The following is a 19,552-nucleotide window of genomic DNA, read 5'->3' as shown; positions in this document are numbered from 1 at the left end:
CACGGATATAAAAGCTCACGAACCTCCGTCCTGTGGGTGTTCTGTCGTCGTGTTGTACAATGAGGTTCGGCCACATGGCGCCATCGGCAATAAGGTGCCAATCTTACTGATGAATCCGGGAGGCGTAACCAGCCCACCTCCCTGAATGAAGCCGGAAAACTCCAGCCTCCGGTGGTCCAGAATCCTGGGGCGGTTCAAAAAACACTGGAGCTCTAGTCGCCGCTGGATGAAACTTCAGTGGCAGGTCAACGATCACCGCTGCGAATTCCACCGGATCCTCGGGTGCAGGCAGAACCAGTTTGCCCTGCCGTGCCATCGTTCTCCAAGTCGAGAGGTGGTTTGGCTTCAGGCCGTGTCGCTCTGCGACCTCATTGACCATCACGCCTGGCCGAAGACTTTCCGAAACGATCTGCGCCTTGACGTCGTCCGGCCAATGCCGATTCACCTCACGTCCAGACTTCCTGGTCGTGAGAACCTCCAATGTACTCTCCATGGAGAAACTCCCGTTGCTCTTCCAGGAAAGGCGATCACAGATCAAGGTGGGGAAGACAACGTGGGACTGCACACCGGTTACCAGGAACACATCTCCGCCTTCGGTCATCGCGGCCGCACGTAGCCGATCAACTTCAGGCACGTATTGTTTGGTTCGCCCAAACTCCTTGATCGCCGGAAGGGGTTTATGTACTCAGAATAGAAACCAACAGCGTCAACGCCTCCATCAGTCGCATTGAACTACGAGCTCAACATGACGTTTTCGGGCTCCCGGTCGTAGATAGCTTTTCGGTCCAACGACCAAAATATAATTCGAAACCTAAAGGCTCCAGTAGTTTTCCGCAGCTATCGGCAAGGACTCCGAGACCAGCGCGGACTTTACATCGATAACCACAGCATTCGGCGCAAGCATTTCAGCGAACAGTCGGTCGGGATTCTGAAGGTAGGCGGCATGCGGGACCGCAAGTATGAGCGCATCCACATCCGTGAACTTTGAAATGTCATCCAAGGTTATACCATATTCACGCACAGCCAGCTCCGGCTGCGCCATCGCATCGTGGATAATCGGCTTTATGCCAAACAGATTCAATTCATTGACGATATCAGGCACCCTACTGTTTCGAAGATCGGGAACGTCTTCCTTAAAGGTGAGCCCCAAGATCGCGACCTTCGAAGACGTGATCGATTTGCCGGCGGAAACCAACATCTTGATCGCCTTCTGGGCGACAAAGCTGCCCATACTGTCGTTGATGCGCCGCCCAGATAAAATCACCTGAGGGTGGTAACCGAGACTTTCGGCCTTTGCGGTCAGATAGTACGGGTCGACGCCGATACAGTGTCCCCCCACAAGACCGGGAGTAAAGGGTAGAAAATTCCACTTCGTCCTGGACGCGGCGATAACATCGCTCGTTCGGATGTCCATCTTCTCGAAAATAATGGCAAGCTCGTTCATGAGCGCAATGTTCACGTCACGCTGCGTGTTCTCGATAACCTTGGCTGCCTCCGCAACCTTGATGCTTTGCGCCCTGTAGACGCCAGCATCGACCACTGCTTCATAAACGGATGCAACGCGATCAAGTGTCTCTTGCGAATCTCCAGAAACGACCTTGATAATCGTTTTGAAGGTATGGAGCTTGTCACCCGGGTTAATCCGCTCGGGTGAATAGCCCAGATAAAAATCCACGCCAGATACAAGCGTCGACTCGGAGGCCAACACCGGACCGCAGATTTCTTCCGTCACACCGGGATAAACCGTCGACTCGTATATCACGAGGTCGCCCTTCTTGAGCACTCGTCCGACGGTGCGCGACGCTGCCGTCAGGGGAGCGAGGTCCGGCTGTCGATTGAGATCAATCGGTGTCGGGACTGCAACAATGAATACCGTACATTGTCTGATATCGTTGATATCAGATGTCAGCTGAAGCCTTGTGGTTTCGAGCTCCTCTGCCGCCGTTTCTCCTGTTTCGTCGAATCCTTCCTTCAATGCCGCTATGCGGCTCTGCTTCACATCGAAACCCACGACGGTGTCGAATGTCTCAGCAAGCGCGAGCGCCATTGGAAGTCCAACATATCCAAGCCCAATTACTGCAATTTTCTCATTGATCAACATGACGTACCTTAGCAAAACATTTGACGTGCGCGCTTATTAACTCAGCGGCCCACTCATCTCAAGGTCGTCTTATCACGAACAGTTCCGCTTATAGGACGCCGATTGTGAAATGCCTGCCGGGACTGTATTTACCGCGCCACGACTGAAATGAAATAGTCATTGCTGCCGATCAAGCTTGCACGCAGCCCCAGCAGAGACACGGGCAAAACCGCTTGTCTTAGAGACCTCTTCCTCCTAGACAGCGTCGGCGAGCGCTCGGAAACTGAACCTACGCATTCGAAGACCTCCCCGGAACATACGTGTGTGACGTTGAGGTCGGACTTAGCTGGATGGAGAACGATCAATATATGTTTGGGCTTGTGGTCAGGGTCGTACGGCTTTTGGATTCTTCCCAGCGGCGGCGCGCCCTGGTGGTTTTGATATTATCTCTGGTTGCAGCGATTTTGGAGACGATCGGCGTTGGATCGATCGTTCCCTTTATGCTGGTCGTAGCATCCCCCGAGAAAGTCCAACATACCGCTTTCCTGTCGGAAGTGTATAACGCCCTGGGCTTCTCCGATGTCCACAGCTTTGCCATCTTCATGGGCATCTGCGTCATTGCCATCCTGCTCCTGAACAATACCTTCCGCGCGCTGTCCGTTTGGGCTACGCTGAAGTTCAGTTCAAGCGCAGGACACGAGATTTCACACCGCATCTTCACACAATATCTTTACCAGCCATACCGCTTCTTTCTGGAAACCAGCTCTGCCGACCTCCGCCGAAGCGTACTCGGGGAGGTTCAGAGCTTGGTCGGCAATGTTCTCGTGCCGATGATCGACATCGCTTCCAAGGCATTCATTGTGCTTGCCCTCCTGCTGCTTTTGCTGGCAGCAAATCCAATTGTGTCCATTACGATCGGCGGCGCACTGGGCGGCGTGTATGTTGCCTTGTACTGGTTTATTCGTCGATGGTTACTGAGCATCGGGCAGCAACGCATAGCCGCGCAGACCAGACGCCACCGCACGGTCAACGAGGCAATCCTCGGCATTAAGAATATCAAGATCACAGGAGATGAACACACCTACCTGCGGCTTTTCGATGATGCCTCCACCACGTTCACGACCACGACCGTACGCAGCGGCGTGGTTTCCCAACTGCCACGCTACGCTCTTGAGGTGATCGCATTCGGCGGCATCGTTACGATCGTCCTGATCGAACTCTCGAAAGGCGCCGGTCTCGGAAGCGCTCTCCCAATTCTAACCCTGTATGCCTTTGCCGGGTATCGGATCCTGCCGAATTTTCAATTGATCTTTTCGTCCATGGCAACATTGCGGTTTAATGCCGCCGTCTTCGACAAGGTCGAAGAGCAGATACTCCAAACAAAGCAGGGCTTGCTCGAATTTCAAGAGATGGTGAGAGCGGATCATCTTATCGAACGCTTGCCATTCACGCGGTCGATCGAGCTCAAACATATTAATTTCCGATATAACGAGACCAGAAAAGCAGTCTTCAAAGATTTCAACTTGAATATAGCGTCTGGGAGTACGGTCGGTCTGGTGGGGAAGACGGGCTCCGGAAAGACAACTTTGGTTGATGTCATTTCAGCCCTTCTATCCCCTTCGTCCGGCCAGTTGCTGATAGACGGTCGTGTGATCGACACGACAAACCAGCGTCAGTGGCAGAAAAACATAGCGTATGTCGGACAACAAATTTACTTGACCGAAAATTCGTTAAAGCAGAACATTGCCTTCGGTGTACCGGAAGGAGACATCGATCTGGAGCGCGTTCGCTGGGCAAGCAGGACCGCGGCGATCGACGATTTCATCGAACGAGAACTTCCGGCTGGCTACGACACTTACGTCGGCGAAAATGGCGCTCAGTTATCCGGAGGGCAGCGCCAGCGCATCGCCATTGCCCGAGCCCTCTATCTCGATCGACCGGTCATCATTCTGGATGAGGCGACCAGCGCACTCGATGCGCATACCGAGAGGAGCGTCATGGCGTCGATCGACAACCTTAAAGGTTCAAAGACGATCATCATCATTACGCATAAGATGAACAACCTGGAGAATGTCGACCAAGTTGTCGAACTATAAACGAGGAAATTCGACCTCCGGAAGTGCCGCTCGGTTGCGCCATATCCTTGCTTTGCCATCTCTGAAAAGAGGCGTGTCACCAAACTTCACAGACGACGCCCCCCTTCGAAAGGGAAGGGCAGGCAGTGAAAAGCCTTCCCAACTCCAGTGCCTGTGTCACCTCATCAAGCCTTCCGACCCCAGATCAGGAAGGCTTGTCCTTCACTCTCGTGGCAAAGCCACGGGTTTGTGCCGCCGCTGCTTTGACGGCGTGCTTCAAGCACGTTCTCGAAATGATCCACAAGAATCAGTTCAGCCTCCTGCGGGAGCAAGGTGAATGGAAAGTCCGGCGAATTGCTTATCATCGGCAGCGGGTAGGTTCCGCTTGAGCCAATTGCCGTTAAGCCTGCCTTTTCCATCACGGTCAAATAGGGAGGGGAGAGATCGTCCGATCGAAAAACCGGAGTTTTGGCAGCAGTAGGATTCAAAGGAAGAATGGCACGAAGAATATTGCAGATCCAGCCGTAGTCCTTCTGCACATTGTCGGGAATGTGAGGAACCACATAGCCTATAAAAACCCCACCCGGAGCAAGTGTCCGGACCTGCTCCAAAATTGCTTGCTCGATCTCTTCAAAATGCTCCAGGAGACCGATCGAGAAAACGAGGTCGAAGGATCCCTGTTCAAAGGGCATTTTCAGGCAGTCGCCTACCTCAAAACGCGCGCGAAGATCGTGAGCCGAGAATGCAGCGCGCGCCAGATCGATCGCTGCCTCGGAAATATCCAGAAGCGTGCAATCCCAACCGGCATCGGCGAAATAGGCGCTGAGCGAACCGCGACCGCAACCGACCTCAAGCACGCGTTTTCCTTGCAGATTGTTAGGAAGCAATTCTTGAAAGGTGATCCAGTGCTGTCTGAAGGCAAGTTGAATCTGGTTGACCGGCTTTCCTCTGGTCCAATGCAGATAATGGGCTTCCTTGGTGGAAACCCAATTGCGATCAAAGCTTTTGCCATCACCGAGATGTTTGGCCATTCAAAGTTTCCTCAATATGAATTCCGCTAGTTCAAAGTCGCGCTCGTCATCAATCGTCAAGGCACGCGCTTCCGGCACCGGCATGCAGAACACTCGATTCCCATAAATCGACCGGCTCTCCACCAAAGTCTCTCTTTTAATGACGTAGACAAGGCCTGTGCGGATAAAATAAGGGTCCAAATCCTGCCGGCGTGCCATCCGATGCTCGGCATCCATCAACCAATTTACCTGTTTGTCTGAGGAGAGGGAAAACATAGTTGTCGGATGCCGCTGCCCTGCATCGTATCCCGTGAGCACCGTGTCGGCATCGTGGCGTATGGCGAGTTCTATGGCTTCATCGATGTCCTCGACCGTTACCGTGGGACTGGTGGCCTGAGCGAGAGCCACGTAGTGATATCCTTCGTCCCCGTCGGCAGCGAGGCGCTCCAGTGCATGATTGAGGACATCCACGACGAGTGTCTTGTCGCTTGCGATCTCCGATGGTCTAATCCAGGGAACCTCAAGGCCGGCGGCGACCGCCGCGCTTGCGATCTCCTCGTCATCAGTTGAACATATTGCCCGTGACACCCGCTTAGAGCATGCCAACGCCGAGGCAGCCCACGCGATCAGCGGCTTTCCCAGCAATGGTCGGACGTTCTTGCGAAATACCCCCTTCGAGCCGCCCCGTGCGGGCAATATCCCGAGCACCTTCGTCATCGGCTCACCCCTCCATGCAATCGTAAACGACACCGGCAAGTCTTTCTTCTGTCAGGTGCATGGCGTCCGTGGTGCAGCCGCCGATGTGGGGTGTCAGCAAAACGTTCAGGCCTCGCGCAGCCGCCTGGAAAACAGGCGAGTTCTCCAACCAACGAGGCTCTTTGTGCTCGTCGGCGAGCACGTCTGCCGCGTAGCCTCCTAGACGTCGCTCCTGCAACGCGGACGCAACGGCGTGCTCATCGACAAGACCGCCCCTAGCCGTGTTGACGAGCAGGGCGTGCGGGCGCATCGCGCCGATCTCCCTTGTGCTCAGCAGATTGCGATTGTCATCTCTCAACGATGCATGCACGGTGACAATATCCGCGGCCTGCAAAAGCGGAATGAGGTCCATCCTCGACGCGCCAAGTTCGTCGAATCGTTCCTCGTTCTGATACGGGTCGTAAGCCAAAACTTTCATTTCCAGCGCTCTTGCGTAGCCGCACATATGCCCACCGAGGCGACCAATTCCGATGATGCCCAAAGTCAATCGTGACAGTTGGCGCGAGCGAAAGACATCTCGGTTCCAGTTTCCGCGACGGCTAACATCCTCTGCCGCAAGCGGAATATTGCGCAGCAACGCGATCATCAGTCCGAGTGCCAGTTCGGATGTGGAGGTGACTTTCGAGATCGCATCGCGGCAGTCGGCGAGAGAAAAAACGCGGATGTCCCGCCGCTCGCACTCGACCAGATCGATGTGATTAAGACCCGTTGTCGGGGAGGCGATCGCGCATAAAGACGGGAATTCGTCGAGCAACGCCGCGTCGATAACCCGCCCCAGCCGAACGACAAGAAGCGATACAGCGGCTTTTTCGGGGGCATGGCCAAGCCACACGTTACCCAACCTCCCATAGATCGCCAGGGCGTCGGAGCTGTAATTGTCTGGCTCCAGGATGAGGGTGCTATGAGCTTGAATAGGCATGAATAATCGACTTCTGACGGTATGGAACAAAGCTTTTGATCGCTTCAACGATTTGAGAGCTTGCGGTTCCATCTCCATAAAGAGTGCTTGTGGGATATCTCCCGTGCTCGATCTGGAAATTGATAGCCTTCAGGATGTCATCCTTTTCAGAAGCGACAAAAATAAGATTTTCGCCGTGCTCTCTTCCAAGCTGCCTGTCGCCGACAAGAACGACCGGCGTGCCGGAGAAGGTGCTGTCCCTTACAAAGCTCGAGGAATTGCCAATAGCGCACCGAGCTTTCTTCAGGCACTTCTGGAACGTCGTGGGGCTAAGATTCTTTACGAGATGAAGCCACGCGGCTTCGTTGTGTTCACGATACACGCGGAGAGCTTTCGAGATATCATCTGCCCCTGCATCGATGTTCGGCCAGAGCCATACCGTCTGGTGGGAAAGCGTGTGCAGTGCATCGATGAGATTCTGCGCCTGCTGACGCGCGGTGCCAAATTCGGTGGTCACCGGATGATAAATGACCAGGAAGAATGGCTGGTCTGGTGTGAGGTTACCTCCCACCCCCACGTGCTTGAACAGGTCCCCCGGTAGATCGGTATCGAGGCGGCGGATGTAATCTCCCGACGGGCATCCAACATTGTGCACGGTGTCAGGCCGCTCGCCCATGCGTCTGATGAACTCCGCCGAACGCGCAGTCGAGGGGAAATGCAGGTGCGCAAGCTTCGTGATCGCATGGCGGGCGCTTTCGTCGATCGAACCTGAAACTTCTCCGCCTTGAATGTGCGCCAGCGGAATATTCATGTAGGCGGCTGCGATGGCGGCGGCGAGCGCTTCGTACCGGTCCCCTATCAAGAGGACCATATCCGGCTTAAGTCTTTGGAACTCTGCCGAGAATTCGATGATACCCAGACCTATGCTTTTTGCCATCGTGACAGGCACCGAGCCCTCGACCTCGAGAAACACGCGACCTTCCACATTGAAACCGTCGGCCTCTACAACTTTCTCGGCTAGCCCGAAACGCTCGAGAAGCATGGTACCGGCACAAACCGTGACCAGTTCCAGATGATCGTCGGCCTTAATCGCCGTCATGACGGGGTGGAGCCGCCCATAATTCGCGCGATCGACCAGGACCACGCAGACCCTTTGGATACCCTCAGTCATCCATGTCACTCTCATGCAATTGCTCATCCGCGCGATAGTCGCGTATTAATCTCTTTCCGATGACGCGATCAATATTTTTCGCAGGGATTCCCGTTCCCGGCTTCTTGAGGGCTATGTCGCCGGCTTCCAGCCTGTGACCCTTGGGCAAGTCTCCCCTCGTGTACAGGCTTTTTCCGAAAAGAAGTCGCAGCTCTTCCAGTTCACGCGCCTCCGCATCCTTGTCGAGTGGAGAATTAGCCATCGCCTCTATGTAACGGATACCCTCCACGAGCTGGGTCAGTGCAGGGATAGTCAACGACGCCCCGACATCCGGTCCGAAGCAGTCTTTTGAAAATACGGCGTGAACTTCAATCAGTTTGGCTCCCAGCGTCACGGCTGCGAGGCTGGGATAGATCGTCCCGGAATGGTCCGAAAGACCAACAGGTCGCAGGTAGCGAGTTTGCAGTTCCCCGATGACATTCAGCCCGATTTTCTCCGGAGGGCACGGATAGGAGGTCGTACACTGAAACAGGGCGACCTGGCCGCCATTGTCGGTGACTGTTGAGACGGCCTCATCCATATCCGACCAACTGGACATTCCGCTGGAGATGAGCACAGGCTTACCCGTCGCCGCCATTTTTTTTAGCATGGGCAGGTTCGTCACCTCACCAGATCCCACTTTCCAGGCGGGAACGCCCAGCGCCTCAAGCAAATCGACAGCTTCAAACGAGAACGGAGATGACAAAAAGATCAGATTCTTCCGGCGCGCGTGCTCGAATAGACTGTGCCATTGATCCTTGGAAAACTCCATGCGCTTCCAATAATCGTATCGGCTGCCATCCTGCGGGAAAACATTGATTCGAAACTTCTCATCGGGCGATGATTCTGCACTTGCGATATGTGTCTGAAATTTAATGGCATCGACGCCAGCTCTGGCCAATGCATCGATGTAGGCATGCGCGGTGCCCAAACTGCCGTCATGCGCTTGCGCGATTTCACCGATGACGAAACACGGATAACCGTCCCCGACCAGGCGATTTTCAATCTTAATTGTTCGCGTCCTCATCAAATGACCATCCTCTGGCCGCAGTTTTTCTTGTTAGCTCAAGCTTTGTGCAGCAGGTTCTCCCGGGCAGACAGACGCTTGCTTCACAAAATATTCACTGTTGTTAGCCCGACAGGCGAGAAGATGACAAGCGTGCGGCGAAAGACCAGTCATCGGAGTGAGCCTGTTTAGCGGTAAGACCTTGATCCCGCAACAACCATCCCTTAACAGCAACAATCGAGAATGCCGCTATTATCGTCAATGGGATGCATGAGAGGACACAATCACGAAGAATGCACAACGGAGCGGCTCACATGCAGTATGATGATATGGTTCCGATGATGACGATAGTTCGCGCAAAGGCATTGTGGTGTGATCAATACGATATGAGGTTTTTTTGATATGAAGATCTTGGTTACAGGCAGCGCTGGATTCATCGGCTATCACGTCACGAAGCGGTTGATCGAGAGGGGCGATCACGTCGTGGGTTTCGATATCGTCAACGATTATTACGATCCAGCTCTGAAGGAAAAACGCGTCTCGATGCTGGAGGGAACGTCCGGGAGACAGGGAGGCAGCTTCCAGTTAGTCAGGGCGAATCTCGCAGATGCTGCCGCAGTAAACGATTGTTTCGCTATCGGCCATTTCGATCGGGTGATTCATCTGGCCGCTCAAGCGGGCGTTCGCTACAGCATTGAAAATCCACATGCCTATGTCGAGAGCAATCTTATCGGATTCACGAATATATTGGAGGCATGCCGGCATGCCGGCAGCGCCCATCTGACATATGCTTCCACGTCAAGCGTCTACGGCGCGAACAAAAAAATGCCGTTCAGGGAACATGATATCGCCGACCATCCCCTCCAATTCTACGCTGCCACGAAACGGGCAAACGAATTGATGGCTCACAGCTATTCCCATCTGTTCAACCTGCCGACCACCGGACTTCGCTTCTTCACGGTCTATGGCCCTTGGGGTCGGCCCGACATGGCCCTCTTCAAGTTCACGAAAAATATCCTTGAGGGGAAGCCTATCCAGGTTTTCAACCGCGGCAATCACACGCGAGACTTCACATTCGTCGATGATATCGCCGAAGGCGTCATTCGCGCCAGCGATCAGCCAGCTCGACCCGATATGGATTGGAGCGGCGAGGCTCCGGATCCCTCGTCCAGCTCTGCGCCCTATCGCATATACAACATCGGAAACAACAACCCCGTTCATCTCAACTCTTACATAGAGGCGATCGAGGACGTCCTTCAGAAGAAGGCGATCAAGGAGCTGCTCCCCCTGCAGCCCGGTGATGTGCCAGATACATACGCAGATGTCGAAAAGCTGGAGAGAGACTTTGGCTATAAGCCGTCCGTGCCCGTTTTGGAGGGCGTAAGGCGGTTTGTCGAGTGGTATCTCGACTATTACCATATGCCGGCCTAAGCATTTTCTGGTCGCCGTCTGCTAGGGGGCGACACGACACACAATGACGCAAGGGTCGGATGGTACATCTGCCGAAATGAATGGATGAACCCGAATGAAGACGACGCTTTTTCTGCCGATCGACGTCCACGTTCGAGAGGCGACAGCCAAGACTCTTCTTGCAGCTACGGCGGCGTTGTCCGGTTTCAACGTTGTCATCGGACGCAAGAAGGAGGTCACGTCAATTGCTCGCAAATACGGCGGAGGAATTTTTCTCGGCATTGGTGCTCAGGCAAATTTCGAGCGTCAGTATCGGGATCTCAACAGCCGCGGGGTAAAGGTCGTTGTCATGGACGAGGAAGGCCTAGTGACGTTTTCCGACGAAATCTACTCGCGCACGCGGTTATCAACCGCGACCCTGGATTGCATCGAGACCTACTTCACGTGGGGTCGACATCATGACAAGGTGGTGCGCAATGCCGCTCCCGAAAAGCTTAGATCGTCCATCACTGGCAATCTGCGCTTCGATGTCCTGAGACCGGAGCTGAGGTCGGTTCATCAGAGGCAGGTTCAGGCGATCAAATCGCGACTGGGTGACTATGTCCTGATTGTCTCAAGTTTTGCTGCCTGCAACCACTTCTCGGGTGCCGAAACTTATCTGGCTTCGCTGCGCGACAAGAAATTTATTCAGAATGAGGCGGAGGATGCATTCTTCCGACGCTATATCCGTTTCAAGCAGGATGTACTAGATGCGTTCCTAGCGGCGTTGCCGGCCATTGCCAGCTCGGTCGGCGACGCAAAAGTGGTTTTGAGGCCGCATCCGTCCGAGAACGTGGATCTCTGGGTTTCTGCAGCTCAGGGTTATGAGAACATCATCGTCGAGTCCGAAGGTGATATTCAACCGTGGATCATGGGCAGCAAAGTCATCATTCACCATTACTGCACCACGTCGATCGAAGCCTTCGCCGCGGGTCACCCGGCAATCGCCTTTCGCCCGTTCGTGGATCGCGACATCGAGACAGAACGTCCATATGCTTGCAGCTTGACAGCCCATTCCGAGTCCGAACTGACAAAGCAGATCCACGACGTCTTGGCCGGCATCGACGATCTTAGTCGCAAACGAATGGATATCCGACACCTATACGAGCAATATGTCTTTAATACCGGCAACGAAACCTGTTGGCAGCAGTTGATTCCCGAACTGAAAAAAATCAGGGTTCCCAGCTCGACTTCGGCTCTCAAATTTCGCTTTGACAGTTGGAGACGCAAGCGAAGGTCGCCTGCTGCGGATGTCGCTGACGAATACATCCTCAGGAAATCTCCCCATGTCTCTTTGGAGGAAATGTCGCGAACGCTTACCGATCTTTCGGCCGCAATCCCCGGATTGAAACGAGTAAAGCTGGCTCGGCTCGACGAATCCTGTTTCTTGGTGACAGGCTCCTGAACTGATTCCGCGGCAACGCAAGTAGGATCTTATGAAAATCTTTTGCGGTTACGAAACGACTGATGCCCCCTGGGGGGGAGCCAACACTTTTCTTCGCGCTTTATATGGTGAGCTTGCTGAAACACACGGTATGGAACTCGTGTTTTCCATGGAGAAGAATGTTGATCTGGTATTTCTCAACCAGACAAGCCGAGGACCGGGAAGTGGCTCACAGCAGATAGAGCAGCAGTTTGCCGACGATTTGCTTGGTACGAGCTCTTCGCTTCCCGTCGTCGTAAGAGCTGTCAATCTACGTCGCCACAGCGCGAAGCGCGGTGGCCTTGCATGGTGGTTTTCGGCAGACCGCCTACGTGATCGGAAGACGCTCTCTATTCTGGCGAATGCAAACTACGTCATTTTCCAAAGTGACTATCAACGTGAAATATTTCTTCAGAATAATTTCAGACCGCGCAGAAGCCGTGTGATCAGGAACGGTGCGGATCAACGATTTGTCGACATAGGCTATACCACGCACAACGATTTGCACCCGTTGAGAATATTTGCCTCCGCATTTTCTACCAGAAAAACAAAGCGGCACGACCTTCTCGCGCAACTGTCGGAACTCGATGATGTCGAACTTACCTTCGCAGGGCACTGGCGCGAAGGCGTGCCTCCTGCCCGAGTAAAGCAGTTAGGAACCCTTTCCCATGCTGAAATGGTTGAGCATATGAAAGCTGCGCATTTCTTTGCGCATCCGGCCATCATGGATCCTTGCCCAAACTCCATGATTGAAGCGCTAGCGGGAGGAGTGCCTGTATTATACGGAGACGGCCCCGGTAGCGGCGCTGAACTCGCGTCTCACTTTGGCCTTCCTCTCGATGAAAGTGATCTGTCAAAAACGATCGGACAGGCGCGAAGCCGTTATCAAGTGCTATGTGACAGGCTTTCCCTCGAAAGATCCTATTTCTCTGTCAAGAGGGCGGCGGAAGAATATGCAGTGCTTTTCCGAGAAGTCGCTGGGAAGAGAACGTGATGCTATATCGCTACCTTCGGCGGCTTAGCAAATTGGCGCGTCGATGGTCGTTACCAACTCTTCTTCCGATCGACAAGCAGCATAGGGTCCCACAAGGAACTAGATTTTTTGCCGAGAAAGAAGCGCACGTGTTCTTCGGATATTATGATATTGATCCGATCAGTCCCGACGGAACGAAACTGCTAGCCTGCAGGCTGAAAGAGGGCTCAGTTCTGGAGATTGGCTACTTCGAGCTCGATAACCCGACCAGGGCGTATCGGGCCATCGGCACGACGATTGCATGGAATTGGCAACAGGGTTGTCGTGCCCGATGGGGAGGGCCGGGTCACGGCAGCACGATAGTATTCAACGGTTATTTGAATGATCGGCTTTGCGCCATAAGCCACGACGTTGAAACAGGCGATGCAAAGGCGATTTCAACCGTTCCCCTTTATGCTATCGATGAAACGTTCCGCTTTGGTCTCACCCTGGATTTCGGGCGGCTTTTTCGATTTCGTCCGGGCTATGGATATTCTAGCGTCGCTGAGCAACGATTTCCGGACGACACAGCACCTCGCGGAGAGGGCGTTTGGCTTGTCGATTTATCAACTCAGGCCAAGAAGCTGGTTGTTAGCCTCAAGGAACTGGCAGATTTCTATGGAAAGGATGACGAAGCGTTGTGTCATTACGTCAATCACCTCGACTTCGTGCCGAATTCCACACGCATACAGATGTTCCACATTGTGAGCCAGGAGGGCGCCAAAGGCGTTGTCCGTTTAATTACAGCCGACAGGGGTGGAGGCAACCTTTGTTCAATCGCAAGCGATCTTCGCGCGTCGCATTATACCTGGACTGATGACCGGCGCGTGCTTGTAACCGGTCTTGCCCCGGATAAGCGTTGTCACTTTGATATTTTCGACGAAGGCACGGGAGCAAAAATAGCGGCGCTCGGCGACATATTTACGGAGGATGGACACCCATCAGCCGTCACCAATTGCGGATGGATTTCCGACACATACCCTGACAAACGCCAGCGACAACACCTGTACTATGCCAATACGCGCGATCGACAGCGTAAAACCGTGGCCAGCTTTCATTCTCCTGGAGAATATCGTGGAGACGAGCGTTGTGATCTCCATCCGCGGTACTCACGCCAAAAACGTGCGATAGTAGTTGATTGTATCGTCAATGGATATCGCGCGATGGCAGTCATTCCCTTTAATGCGGAAAATGCGGCCGAGGACTCACGATGAAAATTGTCTACATTGCATCCTCACCGGTGCCGTCGAATGCCGCAAACAGCGTTCATGTGATGAAGATGTGTCACGCAATGGCAACGTTAGGCCATCAAGTAACGTTATTGTCCCCGGCCCCTGACCGGTCGTCCTGGGTCAAGGACCCCTTTGATCACTATGGCGTCCGCCGGAATTTTCAGCATCGGTCGCTGCGAAAAATAGGGGAAGGTCGACTGGGCTCGATGCTAGGGAATCTGCTGCTAGCCGCGCTTTTGCGACTGCACCGACCATCCTTGGTCTACAGTCGAAACTTGAATGCAGCATGGCTGGCTGCCGATGCGGGCTTTAGTGTCATTTTCGAACGTCACGACGTATTTGCGGACTCTGCGAGTTCAAAAATCCGCAAGTTCAAAAACCTCACTATCCACAAAAAACATATAAAGACTGTTGTCATCTCTTCGGCGCTTCGCGACGAGATGATATCGCGCTACGGCATCGACGCTAGAAAACTGGAACTCGCGCCAGACGGAGCAGACGAAATTCCTGAGCGGGAGCCGGCCCGCGCGAACACATCGAGCTTGAGCGTCGGCTATGCAGGTCACCTCTATCCCGGTCGAGGTATTGAGGTAATCGGTGCAGTTGCCTCGCGTTTGCCCGAAATCGAATTCTCCATCGTCGGTGGCAATGCAGAAGATGTCGACCATTGGAAGCGCACATTTGTACAATTACGGAATTTAAAGTTCTTGGGCCATGTCGCGCCTAAGTTGGTCCCGTCCTATCTTCAATCATTTGACGTCTTATTGGCGCCATATCAGCGCAAAGTGGCTGTTGCGGGCGGAGGCGGTGACACGTCCAGATGGATGTCTCCTCTCAAGATTTTCGAATATATGGCCGCGGGACGCGCTATTATTTGCTCGGATCTGCCGGTTCTTCGCGAGGTTCTGCAGGCGGGCGAGGATGCGCTGTTAGTTCCGCCGGACGATATTGACGGTTGGACGGACGCGATCCAGAGCCTTGCCGGGGACGACCAGTTCAGGGAGCGATTGAGCAAGCAATCATTGGCCAAATTTAAGGCTCAGTATTCCTGGAAGAAACGGGCTGAAAAAATTCTCGAAGGCATCGAAAATGGGAACGAATAACCTGGCGCAGAATGAGCGGCCGTTGATCACGGTGGCGATAACCTGTTTCAACGCTGAGGAAACAATCGGTCGCGCAATTGAAAGTGTCATCGGTCAGAACTGGGCCGAGCTCGAAATCATCGTCATCGACGATTGCTCGACAGACCAGTCACGTGCGGTTGTGGCGCAATATTGCGAGCAGAACAGCTTGATTGGGATATATCAGAATCCTGTCAATTCTGGAGTTGCCTACAGCCGGCAAAGGGCGATTGATCTGGCATCCGGTGAGTTCCTGGCATTTCTCGACGATGATGATGAAGCACTCCCCGATCGCTTGCAGATCCAGTATGGAAAGCTCGTGCAAGCCAAAGCAGAGATGAGCAACATTCCCACCCTCTGCTTTGGTGACAGGATCGTCGAGAACGGAAGGTGCGAGACACGCCATGTCGCTGGCATAGGTCGATCGGCTCCCGCGAGAGGAATCAATATTGCCACTTTTTTGCTCGTCGGCGGGAAAAGGCCGGCCAACTGGGGCGCGGCAGGTGCGGGGACACTTTTCGCGTCGGTGAGTGATCTCAAATCCATCGGTTTCGATCCGCAATTTTCACGAGCGGCAGAGGTCGATCTTCTTGTACGGGCCGCGATCGGGGGGTATGCCTTCGTGTCCCCCGAACATTTCCCGGTGATTTTCCAGCATGTCACGCACGGGCCAGAAAAGTCGCCTTTTCGACGATGCAAGAGTCGATATCAACTTCTGCAAAAACATCGCACCTTTTTAGCACAGCAGGGCCTTCGATATCGTGCAGCAATGCGGTTTTTTATCTATGTCATCACAAGCTACGTTCGATATTCCTTCTCGCATCTGCTTCCTCGTCTCTTCCATGAAAATGGGCGGCGCGGAGCGTGTCGTCAGTCGTTTGGCAAACTACTGGGCCGCTAAAGGTAGGCCTGTAACGATCATAACGGCACTGCCGCCTGAAACAGATTTCTACACGCTTGACGAGCGGGTTAAACGCATCTCGCTGCAATTTGCGCAGGAAAAAACATTCTTTGGCAAAATTGCGAGCCGTGTGCGTGGCCTGGTGGAACTCCGAAAAATACTGGCCCATGAAAATCCTGCGGTGACGATCGCGTTCATGACTGACATGAACATAAGATTGTCGGTTCTTCGATTCTTCTTAAAAGGACGGACAATCATCTCGGAACGTACCAACCCCGCGCGACAACGGCTTAATCGCAGAGGAAGACTTGCGCGGAGGCTATCGTACGCCTTGGCTGAGAAATTCGTATTCGTGAGCGAAGGTGTCGCCGCTGCATATCCATGGGTTCCCCGCCATAAGCGTACGGTTATTTACAATCCGATGGTCGATGTCACCCCATCCCCTATTCCACTCGCCGATCGTGACGCGGAATTCATATCCGTGGGACGCCTTGTGCCGGCAAAAGGGTTCGATCTCCTCATTGACGCATTCAAGCTCATTGCTGATGAACATCCTTCCTGGAATTTGCGGATAATCGGTGAAGGTGCGCTCCGTGCAGAACTCGAAGAGCGGATCGCGGGACATGGACTGGAAGGCAGGGTTTTCTTGCCCGGCAAACATGACGAACCGGCAGTTGCCCTCGCCAAGGCACAGATCTATGTGCTTTCCTCACGCCATGAAGGCTTTCCCAATGCCTTGGTGGAAGCAATGTGTGCGGGACTGCCACCTGTAAGCTTCAATTGTAACTACGGGCCATCAGAAATAATCGAAAATGGGTCAAATGGACTTCTGGTGCCAGCAGAAGATGTTCGCGCACTCGCCAATTCCATGTCGCAGTTGGCGACCAGCAGCGACCTGCGACAAGCAATAGGCCATAATGCTGCCGAAATCGCCAGTCGGTTAACGATAGAGTCTATCGCGCACCAGTGGGAGAAGCTTTTTTAATGAGATCTTCCGCCAAGAGCAAGGCTCTGAGATTTGCGATCGTGGTAACGAATTTAGCTGATGGCGGAGCTCAAAGGGTGATGCTGACCTTTGCGCGCGAAATGGCCCGCAATGGAATGCTCCACCGATTTTACCTTCTCGATCCCACCCGCGTCGCATTCTCAAAGGAGGCGGAAGAAGTGAGCCCTCAGGGAGTCCTGGGGAATTTGGGCTCCAAATGGCTTTACCTGTTTTGCCTTCCAGTCCTATGGATGCATTTCCTCATATCTCGGCCCGACGTGGTATTCAGTACACTTACCCTGTGCAATATTATCACGATCATTGCTGCGCGACTGACACCATTTTATCGACCCCTGGTGATCGTCAGAGAGGCGACAACACTGGGCGCACGGTATTCCACGCGTGGGCTGTTATCGAGGATTTTGGTATCGTTGGCAGCTCGAACATATCCGCTGGCTGATATCGTTGTTGCGCCCTCAGTGGGTGTCGCAGAGGATCTCATTCAGCGCGTCGGCGTGTCGTCTTCAAAAGTCCGCGTCATCAACAACCCCGCCGTCCCGCCGGACTTCGAGGAGCTTCGGGCGGAACCTGTTTCACACGAGTTTTTCGACGGTTCCGCTTTTCCATTATTCGTCGCGATGGGGCACCTTGGTCCCGTCAAGGGGTTCGACGTTCTGATCGATGCTTTTGTAACTGTTGTTCGCGAGGTTGCGGGTGCGCGTCTTATTATTCTAGGAGACGGCGCCGAAAGACCAACACTTACCCGTCAAATCGATCGCCTCGGATTGACTGCTGCGATTGATCTACTCGGGTTTCGACAGAATCCTTTCCCCTATCTGCAGAACGCGGATGTCTTTGTTCTCTCGAGCCGCTGGGAAGGATCTCCAAACGCGCTCATCCAAGCTCTCGCCTGCGGACTTACCACCGTTGCGACGGACTGCCGAAGCGGCCCGCGGGAAATCCTCAAAGATGGAACCATTGGGTATCTCGTACCGGTTGACGATACGAAGGCTCTAGCCGACGCCATGATACGCGCCGTTCGGCATCCCTTTTCTAAGGAGAAAATACTCGAAAGAGCCGACGATTTCGGCCATGAGCATCCGTTCCGAAGGCTTCTGGACATATGTTCCGAACTCATGGCGGAGGAGCGCCATGGTTGACGTCACCATACTGATGGCCACGCACAATGATGAACCCTTTATCGAAGCAGCCGTCCGAAGCATTCTCGATCAAAGCTTTTGCGATTTCGATTTCCTGATCATCGATGACGCTTCGACGGACGCAACGCCCAGTATCCTGACAAGTCTGGCCGAAGAGGATCCTCGCATCAAAATTCTGAGATTGTCTCAAAACGTCGGCCTGGCCGCTGCTTTGAACAAGGGTCTCCGATCAACGACCAGCCCGCTAATCGCACGGATGGATGGGGACGACATTTCAGATCCGAACAGACTCCAGGTGCAATTGAACTACCTTCGTCAGCATCCGGAGGTTGATGTTGTCGGATCCTACGCGCGAGACATGGACGAGTTAGGCGTTCTCACTGGTCGGTTGCGAAAGGTGCCCGTTTCGACAACGGATACTAAACGCCTTGTCTGGTGCGATCCGGTAATCCATCCCTCTGCGGTATTTCACCGAGAAAAAATCCTTTCGTTGGGAGGATATGATCCACGCCTGAGGCGAAGACAAGACTACGACCTGTGGTTTCGAGCGATCAAGGCGGGACTGATCATTGCAAATATTCCGCAGCCGCTGATCGATTATCGTGTTCGGAGCGGGGCGGGCCGAATCAGTCTGAGTCGGTCTTGGGACCAGGTGAAAATTGGCTGGCGCGGCTGCTGGTCTCTAGGCACCGGCCCGCTTGCCTATTTCGGTGTTCTGTTTCCACTGGTGCTAAGTCTTGTTCCGAGCCGATTCAGACAGGAACTCAGAACGCTTCTTAACTTTCTCGATCCACGGCAAAGGTAGCCCATTCCGTAGAAAGACTGATCTGAACCCATCAATTGGACCGTTTTGGTTGGCACCCCCGCCGGGCTGAGCGTATCCCTCCGTTGACGACCGCCTTGTGTGATCCGCACCGTGCCAAAGGAAGGGTATGCAATCGACATCGCCTGAAGCATGTGAAATTCGTCGCCTTCACATCTTCATTAAACTTCTAAAGCTTGCTGTCGCCGTCCTTGCATGAACGGCGGGATCGCGGACAGCGTGTTTATCGCACCTATGGAGCACAACATGCAAGAGGCAGCCTCGGGCGCCGGATCTTCTCAAAACTAGGTGGGTCATAGTGCGTCGACGATAAGTCAGACACGATTTTGTTGACATCGACAGATTGTATGATTGGATTTGCCACGCCCTTGAACACCGCATGGGGCTGGCCTGGACGTTCAAACTGGCGTCAACTTGGGCCCCCATCGGTCA

Annotated in this window: 17 protein-coding genes; 10 read left to right on the top strand and 7 right to left on the bottom strand. The window is 53.7% G+C overall.

Annotation, left to right across the window (positions count from 1 at the left end):
• Positions 1 to 103: 103 nt before the first annotated feature.
• Together BS630_RS06245 and BS630_RS06240 are read right to left on the bottom strand one after the other, a co-directional pair.
• Positions 104 to 493 (bottom strand): transposase, encoded by a 390-nt coding sequence (locus tag BS630_RS06245; RefSeq protein WP_143529406.1) that lies wholly within the window; start codon positions 491 to 493, stop codon positions 104 to 106.
• 318 nt (positions 494 to 811) lie between these two features.
• Positions 812 to 2,101, bottom strand: coding sequence for a nucleotide sugar dehydrogenase (locus BS630_RS06240; RefSeq protein ID WP_167383824.1), 1,290 nt, complete (start codon positions 2,099 to 2,101; stop codon positions 812 to 814).
• Positions 2,102 to 2,430: 329 nt separating this feature from the next.
• Between BS630_RS06240 and BS630_RS06235 the strand changes: the two genes are divergently transcribed.
• Complete coding sequence (locus BS630_RS06235; RefSeq protein WP_077976685.1) at positions 2,431 to 4,176, top strand: ABC transporter ATP-binding protein; 1,746 nt, start codon at positions 2,431 to 2,433, stop codon at positions 4,174 to 4,176.
• A 164-nt stretch (positions 4,177 to 4,340) separates the two neighbouring features.
• Here BS630_RS06235 and BS630_RS06230 read toward each other — a convergent pair whose 3' ends face one another.
• The 5 genes from BS630_RS06230 to BS630_RS06210 are packed head-to-tail and all read right to left on the bottom strand — an operon-like array spanning position 4,341 to position 9,035.
• Complete coding sequence (locus BS630_RS06230; protein WP_077976684.1) at positions 4,341 to 5,186, bottom strand: class I SAM-dependent methyltransferase; 846 nt, start codon at positions 5,184 to 5,186, stop codon at positions 4,341 to 4,343.
• Positions 5,187 to 5,882, bottom strand: coding sequence for an acylneuraminate cytidylyltransferase family protein (locus BS630_RS06225; protein WP_077976683.1), 696 nt, complete (start codon positions 5,880 to 5,882; stop codon positions 5,187 to 5,189).
• A 4-nt stretch (positions 5,883 to 5,886) separates the two neighbouring features.
• A complete protein-coding gene (locus BS630_RS06220) occupies positions 5,887 to 6,840 on the bottom strand; it encodes an NAD(P)-dependent oxidoreductase (RefSeq protein ID WP_077976682.1) in 954 nt (317 codons plus the stop codon).
• A complete protein-coding gene (gene neuC / locus BS630_RS06215) occupies positions 6,821 to 7,990 on the bottom strand; it encodes a UDP-N-acetylglucosamine 2-epimerase (protein ID WP_077976681.1) in 1,170 nt (389 codons plus the stop codon). The genes BS630_RS06220 and neuC overlap by 20 nt, the downstream gene beginning before the upstream one ends.
• The gene (locus BS630_RS06210; RefSeq protein WP_077976680.1) at positions 7,983 to 9,035 is read right to left on the bottom strand and encodes an N-acetylneuraminate synthase family protein; all 1,053 of its coding nucleotides are present in this window, start codon (positions 9,033 to 9,035) and stop codon (positions 7,983 to 7,985) included. The genes neuC and BS630_RS06210 overlap by 8 nt, the downstream gene beginning before the upstream one ends.
• Before the next feature lie 381 nt (positions 9,036 to 9,416).
• Between BS630_RS06210 and BS630_RS06205 the strand changes: the two genes are divergently transcribed.
• The 9 genes from BS630_RS06205 to BS630_RS06165 all read left to right on the top strand — a co-directional run bounded on the left by BS630_RS06205 (position 9,417) and on the right by BS630_RS06165 (position 19,102).
• Positions 9,417 to 10,445: an NAD-dependent epimerase gene (locus BS630_RS06205; protein ID WP_077976679.1), complete on the top strand. Its 1,029-nt coding sequence runs from the start codon at positions 9,417 to 9,419 to the stop codon at positions 10,443 to 10,445.
• Between the two features lie 94 nt (positions 10,446 to 10,539).
• Positions 10,540 to 11,868, top strand: a complete 1,329-nt coding sequence (locus BS630_RS06200; protein ID WP_077976678.1) for a surface carbohydrate biosynthesis protein — start codon at positions 10,540 to 10,542, stop codon at positions 11,866 to 11,868.
• 31 nt (positions 11,869 to 11,899) lie between these two features.
• Entirely contained in the window at positions 11,900 to 12,880 is a 981-nt protein-coding gene (locus tag BS630_RS06195) for a glycosyltransferase family protein (protein ID WP_143529402.1), read from the top strand.
• Positions 12,880 to 14,112, top strand: a complete 1,233-nt coding sequence (locus tag BS630_RS06190; protein WP_077976676.1) for a hypothetical protein — start codon at positions 12,880 to 12,882, stop codon at positions 14,110 to 14,112. Before BS630_RS06195 ends, BS630_RS06190 begins: the two co-directional genes overlap by 1 nt.
• Entirely contained in the window at positions 14,109 to 15,233 is a 1,125-nt protein-coding gene (locus BS630_RS06185) for a glycosyltransferase family 4 protein (RefSeq protein WP_077976675.1), read from the top strand. The genes BS630_RS06190 and BS630_RS06185 overlap by 4 nt, the downstream gene beginning before the upstream one ends.
• The gene (locus BS630_RS06180; protein WP_077976674.1) at positions 15,220 to 16,152 is read left to right on the top strand and encodes a glycosyltransferase family 2 protein; all 933 of its coding nucleotides are present in this window, start codon (positions 15,220 to 15,222) and stop codon (positions 16,150 to 16,152) included. Before BS630_RS06185 ends, BS630_RS06180 begins: the two co-directional genes overlap by 14 nt.
• Positions 16,037 to 17,137, top strand: coding sequence for a glycosyltransferase family 4 protein (locus BS630_RS06175; RefSeq protein WP_077976673.1), 1,101 nt, complete (start codon positions 16,037 to 16,039; stop codon positions 17,135 to 17,137). Before BS630_RS06180 ends, BS630_RS06175 begins: the two co-directional genes overlap by 116 nt.
• Entirely contained in the window at positions 17,137 to 18,297 is a 1,161-nt protein-coding gene (locus tag BS630_RS06170) for a glycosyltransferase (protein ID WP_077976672.1), read from the top strand. Before BS630_RS06175 ends, BS630_RS06170 begins: the two co-directional genes overlap by 1 nt.
• Positions 18,290 to 19,102: a glycosyltransferase gene (locus BS630_RS06165; RefSeq protein WP_158081399.1), complete on the top strand. Its 813-nt coding sequence runs from the start codon at positions 18,290 to 18,292 to the stop codon at positions 19,100 to 19,102. Before BS630_RS06170 ends, BS630_RS06165 begins: the two co-directional genes overlap by 8 nt.
• Positions 19,103 to 19,552 lie beyond the last annotated feature (450 nt).

Origin of the sequence: Rhizobium laguerreae (assembly GCF_002008165.1) — a bacterium.
Taxonomy (GTDB): Bacteria; Pseudomonadota; Alphaproteobacteria; order Rhizobiales; family Rhizobiaceae; genus Rhizobium; species Rhizobium laguerreae.
Note: the sequence above shows the minus strand (reverse complement) of the source record. Positions and strands in the feature narration are given on the sequence as shown.